General features: G+C 59.8%; 18 protein-coding genes and 1 tRNA gene. 6 read left to right on the plus strand and 13 right to left on the minus strand.

Going from position 1 to position 17,341, the window contains the following annotated elements:
- Window positions 1–131 precede the first annotated feature (131 nt).
- Entirely contained in the window at window positions 132–707 is a 576-nt protein-coding gene (locus tag D5261_RS25615) for a TetR/AcrR family transcriptional regulator (RefSeq protein WP_119319306.1), read from the plus strand.
- 227 nt (window positions 708–934) lie between these two features.
- Here D5261_RS25615 and D5261_RS25620 read toward each other — a convergent pair whose 3' ends face one another.
- From D5261_RS25620 to D5261_RS25655, 8 genes are all read right to left on the minus strand, one after another.
- Window positions 935–1,525: a bifunctional nuclease family protein gene (locus tag D5261_RS25620; protein WP_119319305.1), complete on the minus strand. Its 591-nt coding sequence runs from the start codon at window positions 1,523–1,525 to the stop codon at window positions 935–937.
- Between the two features lie 43 nt (window positions 1,526–1,568).
- Window positions 1,569–2,783: a transcription termination factor Rho gene (gene rho, locus D5261_RS25625; RefSeq protein ID WP_218025467.1), complete on the minus strand. Its 1,215-nt coding sequence runs from the start codon at window positions 2,781–2,783 to the stop codon at window positions 1,569–1,571.
- A gap of 241 nt (window positions 2,784–3,024) precedes the next feature.
- Window positions 3,025–3,594: a hypoxanthine phosphoribosyltransferase gene (gene hpt / locus D5261_RS25630; RefSeq protein ID WP_245992453.1), complete on the minus strand. Its 570-nt coding sequence runs from the start codon at window positions 3,592–3,594 to the stop codon at window positions 3,025–3,027.
- 16 nt (window positions 3,595–3,610) lie between these two features.
- On the minus strand, window positions 3,611–4,387 hold the full coding sequence (locus D5261_RS25635; protein ID WP_119319303.1) for a nucleotidyltransferase domain-containing protein: 777 nt from the start codon (window positions 4,385–4,387) through the stop codon (window positions 3,611–3,613).
- A 9-nt stretch (window positions 4,388–4,396) separates the two neighbouring features.
- Complete coding sequence (gene guaA / locus D5261_RS25640; protein WP_119319302.1) at window positions 4,397–5,971, minus strand: glutamine-hydrolyzing GMP synthase; 1,575 nt, start codon at window positions 5,969–5,971, stop codon at window positions 4,397–4,399.
- Between the two features lie 5 nt (window positions 5,972–5,976).
- Entirely contained in the window at window positions 5,977–7,143 is a 1,167-nt protein-coding gene (locus D5261_RS25645) for a GuaB3 family IMP dehydrogenase-related protein (protein ID WP_218025466.1), read from the minus strand.
- Window positions 7,144–7,554: 411 nt separating this feature from the next.
- On the minus strand, window positions 7,555–8,724 hold the full coding sequence (gene xylA / locus D5261_RS25650) for a xylose isomerase (RefSeq protein ID WP_119319300.1): 1,170 nt from the start codon (window positions 8,722–8,724) through the stop codon (window positions 7,555–7,557).
- 120 nt (window positions 8,725–8,844) lie between these two features.
- Complete coding sequence (locus D5261_RS25655; RefSeq protein WP_119319299.1) at window positions 8,845–9,939, minus strand: Clp1/GlmU family protein; 1,095 nt, start codon at window positions 9,937–9,939, stop codon at window positions 8,845–8,847.
- 170 nt (window positions 9,940–10,109) lie between these two features.
- Here D5261_RS25655 and D5261_RS25660 point away from each other — a divergent pair, with 170 nt between their 5' ends.
- On the plus strand, window positions 10,110–10,331 hold the full coding sequence (locus tag D5261_RS25660) for a hypothetical protein (protein ID WP_119319298.1): 222 nt from the start codon (window positions 10,110–10,112) through the stop codon (window positions 10,329–10,331).
- 35 nt (window positions 10,332–10,366) lie between these two features.
- On the opposite strand, the gene D5261_RS25665 is transcribed toward D5261_RS25660, so the two are convergent.
- Complete coding sequence (locus tag D5261_RS25665) at window positions 10,367–11,089, minus strand: phospholipase D-like domain-containing protein (RefSeq protein WP_119319297.1); 723 nt, start codon at window positions 11,087–11,089, stop codon at window positions 10,367–10,369.
- A gap of 192 nt (window positions 11,090–11,281) precedes the next feature.
- Between D5261_RS25665 and D5261_RS25670 the strand changes: the two genes are divergently transcribed.
- From D5261_RS25670 to D5261_RS25685, 4 genes are all read left to right on the plus strand, one after another.
- Window positions 11,282–11,473, plus strand: coding sequence for a hypothetical protein (locus tag D5261_RS25670; protein ID WP_119319296.1), 192 nt, complete (start codon window positions 11,282–11,284; stop codon window positions 11,471–11,473).
- Between the two features lie 318 nt (window positions 11,474–11,791).
- Window positions 11,792–12,610 (plus strand): C40 family peptidase, encoded by an 819-nt coding sequence (locus D5261_RS25675; RefSeq protein WP_119319295.1) that lies wholly within the window; start codon window positions 11,792–11,794, stop codon window positions 12,608–12,610.
- A gap of 68 nt (window positions 12,611–12,678) precedes the next feature.
- A tRNA-Glu gene (locus tag D5261_RS25680) sits at window positions 12,679–12,754 on the plus strand.
- 95 nt (window positions 12,755–12,849) lie between these two features.
- On the plus strand, window positions 12,850–13,401 hold the full coding sequence (locus D5261_RS25685; RefSeq protein WP_119319294.1) for a GNAT family N-acetyltransferase: 552 nt from the start codon (window positions 12,850–12,852) through the stop codon (window positions 13,399–13,401).
- A gap of 16 nt (window positions 13,402–13,417) precedes the next feature.
- On the opposite strand, the gene cysC is transcribed toward D5261_RS25685, so the two are convergent.
- From cysC to mutM, 4 genes are all read right to left on the minus strand, one after another.
- Window positions 13,418–14,038: an adenylyl-sulfate kinase gene (gene cysC, locus D5261_RS25690; RefSeq protein WP_354673137.1), complete on the minus strand. Its 621-nt coding sequence runs from the start codon at window positions 14,036–14,038 to the stop codon at window positions 13,418–13,420.
- A gap of 21 nt (window positions 14,039–14,059) precedes the next feature.
- The gene (coaE, locus tag D5261_RS25695) at window positions 14,060–14,662 is read right to left on the minus strand and encodes a dephospho-CoA kinase (RefSeq protein WP_119319292.1); all 603 of its coding nucleotides are present in this window, start codon (window positions 14,660–14,662) and stop codon (window positions 14,060–14,062) included.
- A 72-nt stretch (window positions 14,663–14,734) separates the two neighbouring features.
- The gene (gene rpsA, locus D5261_RS25700) at window positions 14,735–16,381 is read right to left on the minus strand and encodes a 30S ribosomal protein S1 (RefSeq protein ID WP_119319291.1); all 1,647 of its coding nucleotides are present in this window, start codon (window positions 16,379–16,381) and stop codon (window positions 14,735–14,737) included.
- A 120-nt stretch (window positions 16,382–16,501) separates the two neighbouring features.
- A complete protein-coding gene (gene mutM, locus D5261_RS25705; RefSeq protein WP_119319290.1) occupies window positions 16,502–17,329 on the minus strand; it encodes a bifunctional DNA-formamidopyrimidine glycosylase/DNA-(apurinic or apyrimidinic site) lyase in 828 nt (275 codons plus the stop codon).
- Window positions 17,330–17,341 lie beyond the last annotated feature (12 nt).

Below are 17,341 nucleotides of genomic sequence, written 5' to 3' on the forward strand. Positions count from 1 at the left end.
ACTTTTCTTTTCCTTTCGTGGCGTGTACTGCGTCGCTATTGCCATTTATGCAAATGCGCTGTATAATATGGATCAGTGATCCAGATACAATACCATTATACGGATCAGTGATCCGTTTGTCAAGGGGATTTATGCGAGCCGACGCCAGAAAAAATTACAGCCATCTACTTGAGGTCGCGCGCGATGTCGTCGCCGAGCATGGCGCCGACGCATCCATGCGAGAAATTGCCCGCCGGGCTAACGTCGGCTTGGCCACACTGCTGCGCCATTTCCCGACGCGGGAAGCCTTGTTCGAAGCGCTGCTGCGTACGAACCTGGACGCACTGACGCAGAAGGCAGGTGAACTCGAAACGTCGAGCCCCCCTGACGAAGCGCTCGTGTCCTGGTTTCGCGAAATGGTGGCGTTCGTTCACAGCTATAGCGGAGTTGTTGCCTTGATGGCGAGCGCCCACGAGGACCCGGACTCCGCGCTTTACACGACATGCACAGCGGTGCACTCAGCGGGCGCGCGACTATTGCTCCGTGCTCAAGCCGAGGGAACGGCGCGCGCGGATATGGATGGGGTCGACCTGTTCGGCCTGATGTCGGCGCTCGGCTGGCTCGTCGGTCAACCCGGATTCGCGCCACGGGCGGATCATCTCTTTCACATTATTACGAGCGCCGTCCTGACAAATCGGCCTCGCAACGATGTCAAGAAGGCAACGTAACAGAATCCAACGAATTGTTGTCTGCATGGCATCGGATGGCGTCCGCTATGACCGACGCCGGCGACGCTATGCACAATAGTCTTGGGAAAGGTGACGAATGCAGGTGATCGTCGTGTGTATAACAGCAATCAAGTTAACACTATGCTAATTATGGAATCAAAACAGCCTCCGTATTCTTGTTAGGAATACGGAGGCCGTTCACAGAGAAGCAAATCGATCGAGTAGCGTTAATCCGGTCGCACGGTCGCTTCCAGCACGGCTTCCGCCATATAGATCGGGGCATGGGCGCGGACGGCGACCGCGATGGCGTCGGAGGGGCGGGCGTCGATGTCCAGCGTGCTTCCGTCAGCGCGCACGACGTTGATCTTGGCGTAGAACGTGTCGTTCCACAGATCGTCGATCGTGATGCGCTCGATCTTGACATCCAGCCGTTCGAGGGCGAGCTTGATCAGGTCGTGGGTCATGGGGCGGTCGGGCGCTTCGCCTTCCAAGGCCATCATGATGGCCCAGGCTTCGAACTGACCGACCCAGATGGGAACGCGGCGACCTTTGTTATCGCGCAGCAGCACGAAGTGCTGCGCCGGAGCGCCCTGTTCCTGGTGAACGTAGACGTTCACCACCTTGATCTCTTTTTCGTTGAGCGAACGCGGCGTGCGGTTCTCCGTCTCGGAGGAAAACCGATCGTCCATGGCGCCCGAGAATGATTCCGGCGTCAGCGGACTGCTTTCACCGTCCGGCCCACGGCCGCTGGAGCCTCCCGGCTCCGGGTCTTGTGGACGCCAATCATCACCAAACAGTTTGTCGAAGTCGCTTGCCAACCGATGCCTCGCTTCCTATAAGGGCCGGCGCCGCTCCAACGCGTCAGTCGTCACGTCGTCCCGTCTTGCTGACCGTGCGCAGGAATTCTTTGTTGCTCTTGCTGTTGTTCAATCGGTCAATCAACAGCTCCGTCGCCTCCACCGTTCCCAGGCCCGCGAGAACGCGGTGCAGCTGGTAGACGGCCTTGAGGCTCTCGTCGTCATAAAGCAGTTCTTCTTTTCGGGTGCTAGACTCTTTCACGTTGATCGCCGGGAAGATACGCCGGTTGGCGATCTCACGGTCGAGCTTCAGTTCGGAGTTGCCGGTCCCCTTGAACTCTTCAAAGATAATATCGTCCATGCGCGAGCCGGTTTCGACCAGCGCGGTGGCGATGATGGTCAGGCTCCCGCCATTCTCTATATTACGGGCCGTTCCAAAAAATCGTTTCGGCCGATAAATCGCCGCCGGATCCAGGCCTCCTTGAAGCGTGCGTCCCGACGGAGTCACCGTCAGGTTCGACGCGCGCGACAGGCGGGTGAGGCTATCCAGCAATACTACCACATCCTTACCGGACTCGACCAGCCGCTTCGCCTTTTCGAGCACCATATCGGCGACCCGCATATGGTTCTCCGGCAGCTCATCAAAGGTGGAGGAGACGACTTCGCCGTTAACCGAGCGGCGGATATCCGTCACTTCTTCCGGGCGCTCGTCGATCAGCAGGACCATCAGAACAACTTCCGGGTGGTTCTGGGTGATGGAGTTCGCGATGGATTTCAGAATGGTGGTCTTACCGGCCTTGGGCGGCGCGACGATGATCGCGCGCTGTCCCTTACCGATGGGGGCGATCAAATCGATGACGCGGGCCGTGAGGTTCTTCGCGTCCGTTTCGAGCACCAGGCGGTCGTTGGGATAGATGGGGATCAGTTCGTCGTAATTGACGCGGTTGCGCGCTTGCTCAGGAGAAACGCCATTCACGGATTCGACGCGCAGAAGGCCGTAGTACTTTTCGGTGTCCTTCGGAGGGCGGACCTGTCCGGAGACTGTGTCGCCCGTCTTCAAACCGAAGCGCTTGATCTGGGCCTGGGCCACGTAGATGTCCTGAGTGTTTGGATCGAAGTTGTTCTGGCGCAGGAAGCCCCACCCGTCCGGCAAGATTTCAAGAACGCCGGATCGGATCAAAGGCGCGGGCGCGTCTCCGTCGTTGTTCTGAGACGGCGGGGGCGCGCCGTTGTCTTTTTCCGGCCGGCCGGCGCCGGATTCGATGTCCTCGTGTGCCATGGTGGTTCGCATATGCCTCTACAGTCGGTCGTGTCCCGTCGAACGGGGAGACCATTTGAAAGAATTTTGGATCAGAAATCGGGAACGGGGATTATGTCAAAAAGAGATGGACGTAATGACGAATCGAGGCTAGGGAGCATGCGAGCGGCGTGTTCCCCGGCCTCCTTGCAGTAATTATACCATGTTCACGGATATTTCAACCAAAATGATTAGCGGATCAATCTGGCGAAAAGTTCCATCGTTAGCCGCCGCCATAAATCTCGGGCTTCAGCACACCGATATATGGCAAGCTGCGGTACTTGCCCTGGTAATCCAGGCCATATCCGACGACGAACTGGTCTTCCACCTTGAAGCCAAAGTAGTCCACGGGAACGTCGACGCGCCGGCGGACGGGCTTATCCAGCAGCGTGCAGACTTTGACCGACGCCGCGCGGCGCGAGCGGAGGTTTTCCAGAAGGTACGATAAGCGAAGCGTCAGACCGGTATCGACGATATCCTCAACCACGAGAACATGCTTGCTTTCGACGCTTTCGTCTAAGTCCTTGAGAATACGGACCACACCGGACGATTTTGTATCCGCTCCGTACGAGGAGACGGCGACAAAGTCGTAGGCGACGGGGATCGTGATTTGGCGGACCAGGTCCGCCAGGAAGATATTCGCGCCTTTCAAGATGCAGATGAGCATCAGATCTTTCCCGGCGTAATCCTGGGAAATCTGCGCGCCGAGCTCGGCGACGCGCGTGGCGATCTGTTCCTGCGTCAGCAGAACCTCCGCCACATCCTCTTCCAGATCCATCTGTACCGATGCCATATCAGCTTAACCTTCCCTACTGTATCAAACTTACATGCCGCAGCCGCAAGCGGACGAGAAATTCTTCGATCGCATCACGGTTTGGAATATTTTCCGGAAGCGGCGAACGTTCCGCCGCTTCGTCCAATTGCACGAATAACTGCTCGATTTCACGGACAAACCGGCCATCGTCGGCCGTCATGAGCACATGCTCCCGAACTTTCGCTTCGATCAGCGGCGCGAGGTCCAGATGAAAACGCTCATTGAGCCGCGCCAGATCCGCCTCGACCACACCCTCACTCAGCACGACGATCCCCGTCATCAGAACCCGGAAGAGATACAAAAGCCGCTTGACCGTCTTCTCCGCATCCGATTTCTGATACGCCCGCCACTCGCTCAGGGCAAAGCCCCGATAGTGGCGGATCAGCCGCCGGCTGAGGCTGGCCAGCGCCAGAGATTTCAGTTCCTCATGGTCCGGGGATGTGATCACAACCCAGGGCGAAAAGATCTGCTCCAGCACATACCCGCTCGGCTTGATCAGCAGGCGCAGATACTTGCCGAGGTCGTGCGCCACCATTTCGACTTCCAGGCCGTCGACATACCCCTTCGGCTCCAGTGTCTCCACTGGTCTCGAAAGTGAAACCAAGGAGCTCAGCGGCGCCAGAAACGCCCCGCGCAGATCGACATCACTGTCCGGTGACGGGAACCCGTAAAGGTGCGCGCCGCTGACGGTGACGAAGACAAGATCGGAGACATGCTCGCGGGCGAATGGCTCAAACCGAAGCAAATCCGTTCCGGGCTGAAGCAGGTCCATTTCCAGGATCTACTCCCACTCGATCGTCGCCGGCGGCTTGCTCGTGATGTCGAGGACGACACGGTTGACGCCCGGCACTTCATTGACGATGCGGCTGGAGATTCGTTCCAGGACTTCGTAGGGAAGTCGAGCCCATTCGGCGGTCATCGCATCTTCGCTGGTGACGGCTCTCAAAACAATCGGATACGCGTAGGTGCGCTGATCGCCCATGACGCCGACGCTCTTGGTCGGGATCAACACAGCGAACGACTGCCAGACCTTGCGGTACAGACCGGCGCGCTTGATCTCGTCGATGATGACCCAGTCGGCGCTGCGCAGCAGATGCAGGCGCTCCATCGTCACTTCGCCGGTGATCCGGATCGCGAGGCCGGGTCCCGGGAACGGCTGGCGCCAGACCATATCGCTCGGCAGGCCAAGTTCTTCCGCGACGGCGCGCACTTCATCTTTGAACAGATATCGAAGCGGCTCAACGAGCTTCAGGTTCATGTTCTCGGGCAGACCGCCGACATTGTGATGCGTCTTGATCTTCGCGGCGCTCTTGGTGCCGGATTCGATTACATCGGGATAAAGCGTGCCCTGCGCCAGGAATTTGGCGTTGGTCAGCTTCAGCGATTCTTCTTCGAAGACGCGCACGAACTCTTCGCCGATGATCTTGCGCTTGCGCTCGGGATCGGTCACGCCGGCAAGCTTGCCGACGAAGCGCTCCACGGCGTCCACATAAATGAGGTTGATGTTGAACGCGGCCGCGAACTTGCGGCGCACGTCGTCTTCCTCGCCCTTGCGCAAAAGTCCGTGGTTGACGAAGATACAGGTGAGCTGACTGCCGATCGCCTTGTGAACGAGCGCGGCGACGGTGCAGCTGTCGATGCCGCCGGAGAGGCCGCAGACGACCTGGTTCTCGCCGACCTGATCGCGCACGAGCTGCACTTGCTGCTCGATGAACGATTCCATGGTCCAAAGGCCATGCGTCTCGACGACCTTCTCCAGGAAGTTGCGGATGATCTCCGTACCCCAGGGGGTGTGCACGACTTCCGGATGGAACTGGACGGCGTAGAAGCGGCGCTCGGCGTCATACATCGCGGCCACCGGGCAGTTGTCCGTGGCGGCGGCGATGGTGAAGCCCGGCGGCGGCGCTTCGACGGTGTCGCCATGGCTCATCCAGCAGATCAAGTCTCGGTTCAGCCCCTCGAACATGACCGTCGGATCGAGGACGTCCAGACGGGTCTTGCCGAACTCTTTGAGCGTCGCCATGCTGACAACGCCGCCCAGGTCGTTCGCCATGCTCTGCATGCCATAGCAGATGCCCAGAATCGGCAGGCCAAGGTCATAGATCGCTTTGTCGATCCGAGGCGCGCCGGCTTCGTACACCGACGATGGGCCGCCCGAGAACACCAGGCCGACCGGATTGCGGGCCTTGATGGTTTCGATCGGCACGTCGTACGGCAGGATCTCGCAGTAGGTATGGCACTCGCGGATACGGCGTGCAATCAGCTGAGTGTACTGCGCGCCGAAGTCGAGGACAATGATTAACTCGCTCGGAGTCACGGGCGCAATCGCTGCGCCGGAGGATTGGTCTATAGACATATTGTTTAGCGCCCCTGCCCTACGCCCTGAGCGCGCTGCTGCGCTTTCCCCTCGGTCGAAAGGCTTGGAGCAATCACCAGTTCCGCTTGCTGCATTTCACGGATCGTACGCGCGCCGCATGACGCCATCGACATGCGCAGCGCTCCGACCAAATTCATCGTGCCGTCATCTTTGTGGGCCGGTCCCAGCAGGATCTCCCGCAGCGTCCCCATCACATCGGTCTTGATGCGGGTGCCGCGCGGCAGGTCGGCGCTGGAAGTGGACATTCCCCAGGAATAGCCCCGGGCGGGCGCTTCCTCGGCGGCGGCGATGCTGGAGCCCAGCATGACGGCGTCGGCGCCGCTCGCAATCGCTTTGGAGATGTCGCCGCCGGTGCGCATGCCGCCGTCGGTGATGATCGGGACATACTTTCCAGTGCGGGCAAAGTATTCATCGCGGGCGGCAGCGCAGTCGGCCGTCGCTGTCACCTGAGGAACTCCCAGGCCAAGAACGCGCCGCGTGGTGCAGATGGCGCCGGGACCGACGCCGACCAGAACGGCCGCCGCGCCCGCCTCCATCAGCTCCAGCGCCGGGCCGTAACCCACGCAGTTGCCGACAATGACAGGAATCGGAGAATCTTTGATGAACTTCACGAGGTCGACGACCTCGGTGTGTGTAGAGTAGTGACGAACGCTTGTCACCTGGCTGGCGACGACGAAGATGTCGCAGCCGGCTTCCACGGCGGCGCGCGCCACCAGCGGCGCGGTCGCGGGAACGGAGGAGATGGCGCAGACGCCACCCGCGGACTTGATTTCATGGACGCGGCGGGCGATCAACTCTTCCTTGACCGGCTCCGCGTAAATCGTCTGAATTTTTTGTACGATGCCCTCAGACGGCGCATCCGCAATCTCCTGCAGGATGGCTTCGGCATCTTCGTAACGGGTCTGTACGCCATCTCCATTTAAGACAGCAAAACCGCCGAGACGGGACATCTCGACGGCCAGGGCCGGATGGACTGCGGCGTCCAGCGCACTGGCGATAACAGGAATGGAGAAACGGTGCTTACCAAGTTCCCAGCTCGCGTCGACATCGCGCGGATCCACTGAAAGAGCGGAAGGCGCCAGCGCCACCTCGTCAAACCCATAGACGCGTCGCGCTTTTTTGTTTCCACCCAACGTGATCGTCTGTTCCAAAACTTCGCTACCCCTATCGCTTTTCGCCATAGTATACCCGACGAAAGGGGCCAAATGTCAACGCGTCACTCTCAAACCCACCGGGAAACCGGTAACTCTGAGTGGATGCGCAGGCGAAATCAGGGAATTCATACAATTGCCCCGGAAGCAGGCAAGCTGCTCCCGGGGCGCGTTGGATTACCGAACGCCGAAGGTGTCAACATACGTCAGAAAATACGCCGGCGGTTGAAACCGCGCCTAGAAGTGCGCAGAAGTCCCCCTGCGGGGACTGCATTATCCTTGACGAGACCGCCTAATATTTGGGTGCACATGAGACGGTATCGTGACCGAATATGTAACCCACGGAGGTGGGTTTCTGCGCACCTCTAGGCGCGGTTTTAACCGCCGGCCACTCTACGTTGGCGCGTTGGATTACCGAACGCCGAGCAGGAGCTCGAAGGTCAGCTGGTCGAGTTTCTCGTATGGAAGCGGCTTGAGAGCGAGCGCTTCGGGATCGAGGTCGAGGGACTTCAGGGCCGCGAGGTTCTCCGTGGAGAAGCCGGCGCTGAGAACGGCGTCGGACGCGGCGTCGCCGGCGTTGATCTCCTGGAGAAGCGCCTGAATCTCGGGATCGGCGTTGAACTGCTGCGCCTTTTCCTTGAGGATCAGATAGGAGCGCATACAGCCCTTGGCGAACTCCCAGACATCCGCCGGATCGCTCGTGCGCAGAGCGTGGGCGTCGAAGTGCTTCGGTCCGTCGTACTTGTAGTCTTCCAGCAGCTTGACGAGGAAGAAGTTCGACTTGTAGTCTTCCTGGCCGAAGCGCAGGTCCTGATCGAAGCGGCCCGGCTTCTGGCCGTTCAGGTCGATGTGGAACAGCTTGCCCATCTCCAGCGCCTGCGCGACGGCGTGATAGAAGTTCAGGCCGGCGATGGTGTCATGCGCGTACTCGGGGTTGACGCCCACCATCTCCGGATGCGCCAGGGTGCTGATGAAGCCCAGCATCGCGCCGACCGTCGGGAGGTAGATATCGCCGCGCGGCTCATTCGGCTTGGGCTCTAACGCGAACTTCATGCCGTAATTTTGCGAGATGGCGTACTCGGACAGGAAGTCCAGAGCCTCGCGGAACCGCTTGAGGGCCGTGACGGCGTCCTTGGACGCGTCGACTTCCGTACCTTCACGGCCGCCCCAGAAGACATAGATCTTCGCGCCCAGCTCCGCGCCCAGGTCGATCGACTCAACGGTTTTGCGCAGCGCGAACGCGCGGACCTTCGGATCGTTGGAGGTAAAGGCGCCGTCCTTGAAGACGGGATGCGAGAACAGGTTGGTAGTCGCCATCGGGACGACGACGCCGCTGTCGGTCAGCGCCTGCTTGAACTCGGAGACGATCTTATCCCGCTGCTGCGCGGACGCTCCAAACGGAACGAGATCGTTGTCGTGCAGGTTGACGCCCCACGCGCCGAGCTCGCCGAGCTTATGCACGCGCTCGACCGGAGTGACCGGCGTGCGCACCGGGCCGCCGAACGGGTCGGCCCCGGGGTTGCCCACGGTCCAGAGACCGAAGGTGAACTTATCAGACTTTTGGGGAACGAAATTTCCCATAATAGCTCTCCTCTGTGTGAAGACGATTTGTCGCAAACGTCGCGACGCCGCACCTCTGTTATCCACGGCCGCGCCACTTTCCTGCATCTTCGTTGAAATATTTCAACTAAATTATTTCGATCAGAGATTCCCATGAGGGACTTCCCCGATTTCTCGGCCGTCCGCCTGCAATCGGAGCCTCCCGAACCAGACCTGCGCAATCGCCGCCGGACGTTTCGTGTGGGACCGGATCGTGAGGATTCGGCGTTCAAAGTCGATTCGGGCGATCGTTCCCAAATCCAGCAGAACGCCCCGGCTATCCACGAGGCCGACGAGAAGCCCCGCGAACATCTGGGCCGCGACAATCGTCAATGAGCGTGTTTTGAAGGTGGATTCGATCCCGGCGAGCTCCGACGTATCCCACCCGTCGCGCTGCGCGACAATATAGAGCGCGCCGCCCGGCAGTGTTTCGGCATGCATGATGGGGACTTGCAGGGAGCTGCTGAGAAACTGAATCAGATGCCGCTGCATTGGAACGCCCGCTCCAAGCCACGTTCCGATCAGATCGGCGTCGTCGAACGCGATCGCGATCTCCTTGGAATCCAGCAGCGCGGCCTGAAAGCGCGCGGCCCGGCTGGTGGCGCGCGCGGCGGAGGTCTTGCGGCCGACGTCCGCTCCCGGCGCGATCGTCCAAATTTCGGGAGATTGCAGGCGGCGAAACGGCGCGAGCATCGGCGCCAGCTCCGCGTCTCGCTCGAAGGCGACGATCACCTGCGGCAGAAGCAGTTCGGCCGCGCGGCGGTGCAGCTCCCGCGCGCTGTTGCCGCGAATGTGACCGCAGGTATCGATGAGGATCAGATCGGGGCGGCGCTTTCGGAGGACGCGCATCATCTGGCAGGCGCCGACACTGATATCTAGCACATGGCGCGTGGGATTGTTGGCGCCGACGAAATAGGAGCCGATCAGGTCCAGGCCGCGCAGACCGCGCAGCTCGGCGGAACCGGGCGCGGGAGTGATGGCCGCGCTCACCGTTCCTGGCGGACCGACATCGCCCTGTCCTAAATCGCAGTCGAGCACGCCGACGGATGCGCCGGCCTGATATCGGCGCAGCAGTGTTTCGCGGACAAAAGTCGACTTGCCGGTATCGACTCCGCCGATGAGCAGCACTGCGGAGCCGGCGGGCAAAGCGTCCAGGCGAGCATCGAGATCCTCGCGCGCGATCGGCGTTTCAGTCATGGCTGGCCGCCAGCACTAATGAATTCGAGAAAACCTGCCGATAATCAAGAGTAATCATGACGATAGGTCGGCTATTCGCAAAATTAAGTCGAAATATGACGGCAACAAATGAAATTCCTACGAAATCGCCGGTATAATAATACTGGCTCATTTAAGACGAGGAGGTCTTTATGAAACAGCCTCTTATGCTCATTCCGCCGGCTCAGGCGGAAGCACTGTACGACGCCGCTTTAAACACACAGAAGCAAGAAGTCCGTACTCGATACGGCGCCCGTCCCGTCGCGGACGATTGGGATGACCGCGCGTCCGTTGAGGACGCCGATCATCGCTGGACCGCTAACCCCTCGAACTCGCACAGCAAGTCCGACGCATCCAGCCGCCGCATCCACTAAATAGCAATCTTTCTCAAGCAATGTCCGAACTGCGTTCAGCGGCCGGCGGGGCTGTAGAGATCGAACGCGTTCTTTTGCAGCGCCCAGGACTGCCCCAGCTCGTCGAAGAGCACACGGTGGAAGTCCTGGGACTGTGACCAGAGATCGTCGTACCAGGCGCTCAGATCCGCCACATTCGACGGCTCCCGCACCACGACATTCATCTCCGTCGGCTGCCCTTCCTTACCGAGCGTCACATTGCTCGACCCGACCACCGCCAGCCCCTTCTCCCACGTGTGCCCTTCCGGATAATCGATCAGGGATACTTTCGCGTGGATAAAGCCGTGCGTATAGAGCCGAATCTTCACGCCGCCGTCGGCGATCCGCCGGGCGAGAGTCAGCAGCAGCGCATGCGTTTCGGCGGTGCGCGGCAGTGTCTCGATCGTGCGGCGCAAATTCAGCGCCGTCTCGGCCAGCACCCAGTCGTGGGCGCTGCGCAGCGTGGAGGCCATATCCTCCTGATCGCGCACCCATTCCTCGCCGCCGCGCAGGCGTGCGTCGGCCTCGACGCGCACCTGGTCCTCGCTGACGCGATTGATGATATTTCCAATCAGAATGTTGGTTTCTTGGAGTTGCTCGATCTGTTCGCGCAGCGGAACGAGGCCATCCAAAAAGAGGTAGCCCACGGCAAAGCGCGCCGTAAGGGCGCCTTCGGCGAGAAGATCATATATGCGGCTTGCGAGACGCAGCCGCCGGTTATCGATGACATCCAGTGACATGCGCCCTCATTATACCGAAAGACGCGCAAAAATAATTACTTGATTTTCGCAACCGATGCTCAGAACGCGTCTCATCCGTGGTATATTATAGACGATTTCACAATAGGGCTCAAAATGGCTCGGCTGTCATCGCATCGCCGGGCTCACGGATCAACCTTGACAACAGCTCATTCAACGCTGAGGAGAAGACACATGAACACCGAGATGCTGGCGCAGGACGCCGAATGTTGTACGCCGGTCGATGCTTCGACCGCCCCGTCCGCTGAGTTTATTCACGCAATTTCCGAGTTTTTCGAAACGGATCCGAGCGACCTGCTCTCCGAGCTTGGATACTATCAGCGTGAAGCGAGCTCCTCCCGCGCAGAAGAGAGCGCCGCCAAGTAGATCCTCCGCCCCTTTTGAGAAATCGCGCCGTCATTCAGACCGAATGGCGGCGCGATTTTTTTTGCTCTAAATATTTTTTCGATATTCCCCATAATTAGATGTAAGTACCCGCTGTTCCGAGCGATTTAAACATGAAAACCGGCATTTTTACCTTGACAAAAATTTGTCATTGGGTTATGATAGACCAGCTGTGAAATTTGGTACGAATACACAGCTTGTTTGGAAGTCTTTTTCGAAAGTCTCCACCGCCGCACGGCACTCCGTCCTCCGCGACGTTATGTGCGTCCTCAAAGATCCGTTCGAAAGGAAAACGTACTTTTGATTTTTCAAAAAAAGAGCAGCCGCTCTACGACCATTCTCGACAAGGCGACTAAGTCCGCAGTAATCGCCGCTCTCGCCGTCACCAGCTTCACCGTCTCGCTCTCTCCCACCTTCGCGAAGACTTCTCACCACAAGCACTCATTACCCGCTGCGGTCGTTACCGCCGGCAATTATTCCCACCGCGCCGCGATCAAACTCGCGCACAGCGTGAACAAAACTCGCTCCCTCGTCGCGGCTAAGCCCAAGTCGGCTCATGATCTGCGGCTCGCCAAGCGATTGGCCAATCAGCAGGCGCGCCTCGCCAAGCTGCACGCGATCCATGAAGCGCGCCTCGCGAAGAAGCAGGTCAATCTGAATGCGCACCAGACGAAGGTCGCCATGCAGGACCGCGCTCTGGCCAGCGGCAATGTCGTGGAAGCGGCCTACTCGCTGCGCGGCTCCCGCTACCGCATGGGCGGCACGTCCCGCGGCGCGTTCGACTGCTCCGGCTTCGTCCGCTACATTCTCGGCCACACCGGCGGCGTCGACCTTCCGCGCACCGCGACCGAGCAGTACTACCACGGCTCCCCTGTTGCTTCGGGCGATCTGCAGCCGGGCGATCTGGTCTTCTTCAAGAATACCTACAAACACGGCATTTCGCACGTGGGCATCTACACCGGCAACGGCAAGTTCGTCCACGCGGCGAACGAGCACAAAGGCGTCCGCGAGGACAGTCTGAACGAAGCCTACTACAGCAACCACTACGCCGGCGCGCGCCGAGTGCTTCCCGCGCAGATGCGCGCGATGGCTCTGGCCCCCACGCATAGCGGTAACTAAAAATTCCCTCGCTCGCCGCCTGTATATCTTGACATAGCAGGCGGCGGAGGGTATAATCCTTTACAATTGGCCCGTTGGTCTAGCGGTTATGACGCCTCCCTTTCAAGGAGGAAACCACCGGTTCGATCCCGGTACGGGCTACCAAGAAAAAAGCGCTCCGCGATTGCGGAGCGCTTTTTTGTTTTGCAGATATGCGAAAATAGCAAGCGTTACGCGTAATTCCCTGAGGCTCGGCATCCATGCACCCCACCCTGGTCATCCGAAACGTCCAACTGAGCGACATCCCCGCTCTCTCAGAGTTCGCGATGAAAACTTACTCGGACGCCTTCGGGCATTCGCTGAGCCCGGAAGATTTAGCCGAGCATCTGCGGAAGCATCTTTCCCCAAACAGCTTCCAGCTTATCTTTGCAGAAGATACCGTTCTCCTCGCGGAAGTCGACAATCGTCTGATTGGCTACGCGCAGTTTGGCGCATCCACCCTCTCACGCAATCATCCAACGGATCAGGATCTGCGAAGGCTGTACGTGCATCCCGAATACCAAAATGAGGGCTATGGAAGCGCGCTGATGGAAGCAACCCTATGTCATCCCCAAATGAAAGCCGCCGCCTCCATCTTTCTGGACGTATGGGAGCATAATCCCGCAGCGCAGCGATTTTACCGGCGCCATGGCTTTGAAGTGATTGGAGAACACGCCTTCGAAGTCGAGTCCGGTGCGCCAACCAGCCGAGACCTGATAATGGCGCGCCGCCAAGCGCCAGTTGATGATACGCATCATACGCCTGGCGATTGATGTGTATCATCAGTTACTATCCGGAAATTAGCTGTCGCTCACGCATCTCGTTCAAAATCTGTTCAATGGATTCGGCGACGGTCTGCTGGTCCGTCCGTACGCGGACTTCGGGGTTTTCGGGCGCTTCGTAGGGGTCGGTGACACCGGTGAAGTGTTCGATTTCGCCGGCGAGGGCTTTTTTGTAGAGTCCTTTGACGTCGCGAGTGGCGAGGGCTTCGACGGTGGCTTGGGCGTGGACTTCGATGAAGGGGACGCTGTCGGCGTCGTGGAGGGCTCGGATTTCGTCGCGGACGTCGGCGTAGGGCGAGATAGCGGCGGTCATGGCGATCACACCGTTGCGGGCCAGCAGGCGCGCGACGTAGCCGATGCGGCGGACGTTGATATCGCGGTCTTCCTTGGAGAACGACAGGCCCTTGGAAAGATGCGTGCGCACCTCGTCGCCGTCCAGCACCTCCACTTTATATCCCAGCGCGCGGAACTGTTCGGCGATCGCGGAGGACAGGGTGGATTTGCCGGCGCCGCTCAAGCCGGTAAACCAGAGGGTGAAGCCTCGGTGCGAGGCGGATTGCGTATCAGACATAAAAACGTGACTTCTCCTAACAAGGATCGGGCGGCGGCTTTGCCGCCCAAAAATTATACCTAATGGCTTCGCAGCGTGTCAAAACGCCGTAAAACGCTCCCACAAAGCCGCCACCTGACGCCGGGTGTCGTCAAGCGTCCCGTTGGTGTCGATCACGACATCCGCCCGGGCGACTTTTTCCGACAGCGGCCACTGGGCGGCCAAATGCTGGCGCGCCTCGCCCTCATCGATCCCCAAACGCGCGCGCAGGCGCGCGACCTGGGTTTCGTCCGAGCAGGACGTCACAACGATCGTATCGGTCAGATCTTCTAATCCCGTTTCGAACAGCAAGGGGATCTCGGCGGCGGCGATGAGAACCTTCTCATCACGCCACCGCGCGATCTGTTCGCGCAGCTCTTGAATGATCGCGGGATGCGTGAAGCTTTCCAGCATCTTGCGCGCTTCGGGATCGTCGTAGATCCGGGCGCGCAGGAGAGCGCGGTCGACCGCGGCGACTTCGGACTGCATGTCCCGGCAATCGGGAAAGGCCGCCAGAACGCTCTGTGTGGCCGCCGCGCCCGGTCGAAGGACGTCTCGGGCGACGGCGTCCGCGCTGATCGTGGGAGCGCCGAGTTCGGCGAGAAACTGGGTGACGGCGCTTTTGCCGGTCGCGACGCCGCCGGTGATGCCTAAAATACTCATATCGGTCTCAGGGTAAAAATTTGGGCGACAAAAAAGGCCCCCGTTTCCGGGGGCCTTTTCCTTTAAGAGGGATTACTCTTTCTCTTCGGTCTCGGAGGTTTCGGCTTCCTCTTCGCCCGCCGCTTCCTTCAGCGCGCTGAAGTGACCGCCAAGAACGTCAGCCAGGCTGGTTCCGAAGGTCTCCTCACGCTGGTTGGCGCGGTAGTTCTTGTATTCCTTGTAGTCATCTTCCACGTCGCCGCCGTAGTTCGAGTCGCCTCGGGATCGGCCGCCGCCGCCACCGCCTTCACGGCGACGTCGCTCACGGCTCGGGTCGGGACCACGATCGGCTCCGCCGCGCGGAGCGTCGCCGCGTCCGCCGCCTTCGATGCCGCGGCCTTCGCCGCCGCGCTCGAAGCGATCACGGCCTTCGCGTCCACGTCCGCCGCCCGTCTCGGGCTCCGGAACGTACGGTTCGCGCGGCGTCGCCGATTCCACCATGCGGCGGATCGACAGCGTCATCTTGCGCTCTTCCGGACGCATCTCGATGACCTTGGCCTCGATTTCATCGCCAGGGTTGACGACGTCGCTCGGCTTGGACACGCGGCGGTCCGACAGTTCGCTGTTCGGGACGATGGCTTCGACACCATCCTCCAGGCTGACGAACGCGCCGAACGGAACGAGGCGGGAAACCGTCGCCTTGATCGTATCGCCGACGTTATACTTGCCCGCGACTTCGGTCCACGGATCGGGAAGGATCTGGCGAAGGCCCAGGCTGATGCGGTTCTGATCCAGCCGAAGCTTGAGGATCATGACGTCCAGCTCTTGACCGTTCTTAACCACTTCGCTCGGATGCTTGATCCGCGACCAGGACATCTCGGAGACGTGCAGCAGACCGTCGATGCCGCCCAGGTCGATGAAGGCGCCGTAGTCGGTGACGCGGCGAACGATACCCTTACGGACATCGCCTTCCTTCAAGGAGTTCAGCGTATCGGTCTTGCGCTGCTCGCGCTCTTCCTCGGTCGCCAGTCGATGGGACAGGACAACCTTGCGGCGGTCGCGGTCCACTTCGATGACCTTGAGCGGAATGCTCTGGCCGACGAACTTGTCCAGGTTCTGGTGCTTGAAATCACCGGAGCCGACATGGGAGGCGGGCACGAAGCCACGGATTCCCAGATCGACCACCAGACCGCCCTTGACGCGCTCGCTGACCATCGCGTGGAGGATCGTGCCATCGTTCATGGCCTCGATAACTTTGTCCCAGGCCTTTTCGAAATCGGCGCGCTTCTTCGAGAGCAGCAGGTTGCCGTCCTCGTTGTCACGTCCGATCACGACAACCTTGATGGAGTCGCCGACTTTGACGACATCCTCAATATTATCGTAGGGCTCGCGGGACAACTCGTTCGGGCGCACGATACCTTCGCTCTTGCTCCCAACATCCACGAGAACGCCATCCTTGTCGATATGGACAACTGTGCCCACAACAACATCGCCTTCGGAGAGCTCTTTGAACATGCTCTCGAAGTCGGACTGGTTCACGCTTCCAGCGTCGCCGCCAAAAGTAGTGGACGGGGCGCTTGCGGGGGCCGTTGGGGCGGGTTTCGCCGCCGGGACGGACGGTGCGGTCCCTCCGACTCCGGCCGCAGGCGCGGTGGTCTGCGCGGAGGCCTCGGGATTCGCGTCCGTCGCCAATGGGGTGGCCTGGTCGCTCGTCACAACATCTTCAGATACGGCCGACATAGTTTCGTAGTGCTCCTCAGCAGTGGGATCTTCAGATCCCAGAATTCGGTAATTCAAGTACAATTTCGTTCTAGGAGAGTTAAACGTTCACATTTTCCGGATCGGCGTTCTCCCAAACGTCTAACCCTGGCACACCGGGCAGAAGACGGTTCCCCGTCCCGCTACCCGAAGGCGCTCCAGTATCGCTCCGCAATGGTCGCACGGTTGTCCGCCTCGATCGTAGACTTGCGGCGTATAACGACCAGCGTTACCATCGGCGTCCACGTAATTGTCGCTCAGCGTGCCCCCGTCTCCAGTGGCCGCCTCCAGCACCGCGCGGATCTGGCCGCGCAGGCGCTCGACATCCCCATCGCTCAGCGAACCTGCTACACGCGTCGGCCGAATTCCGGAACGAAACAGCGACTCATCCGCGTATATATTTCCAACACCCGCCACCACGCTCTGGTCGAGCAGCGCGGCTTTGATCGTCGTGCGCGCTTTTCTACGAAGCGCCTCGCCGAAGACGGCTGTTGTAAAACTTTCCGATAACGGCTCCGCTCCCATGGCTGAAAGGCCGGAATGATCGGCGAGTTCACTCGAATCCATGAACCGGATTTCACCCCAGGTCCACATATCATGAAAACGCATCTCTTCGGAACCGTCGATCTCCAGCGCAACCGCCAGATATTTGTCTACCGGCTTTTCGCTCGGAACGACAACGATCTGACCGCGCATCTTGAGATGCAACAGTAGATAGTACCCAGAATCCAACGAAAAAATCAAGTATTTCCCGCGACGTCCGATGGATTCAATCTTGGAGCCAGTGACGCGGGCGAGAAACTCGTCCGGATCCTCCACGCTCCCCTTCACCATCTTCGGAACCAGAACACGGCCTCCCGTGATGGTTCGTCCCGTCAAACGGCGCGCCAGCCCTCGCCGCAGCGTCTCAACTTCCGGCAGTTCCGGCACTCATTTCCCTTT

The sequence above is a fragment of the Capsulimonas corticalis genome (assembly GCF_003574315.2).
Lineage (GTDB): Bacteria > Armatimonadota > Armatimonadia > Armatimonadales > Capsulimonadaceae > Capsulimonas > Capsulimonas corticalis.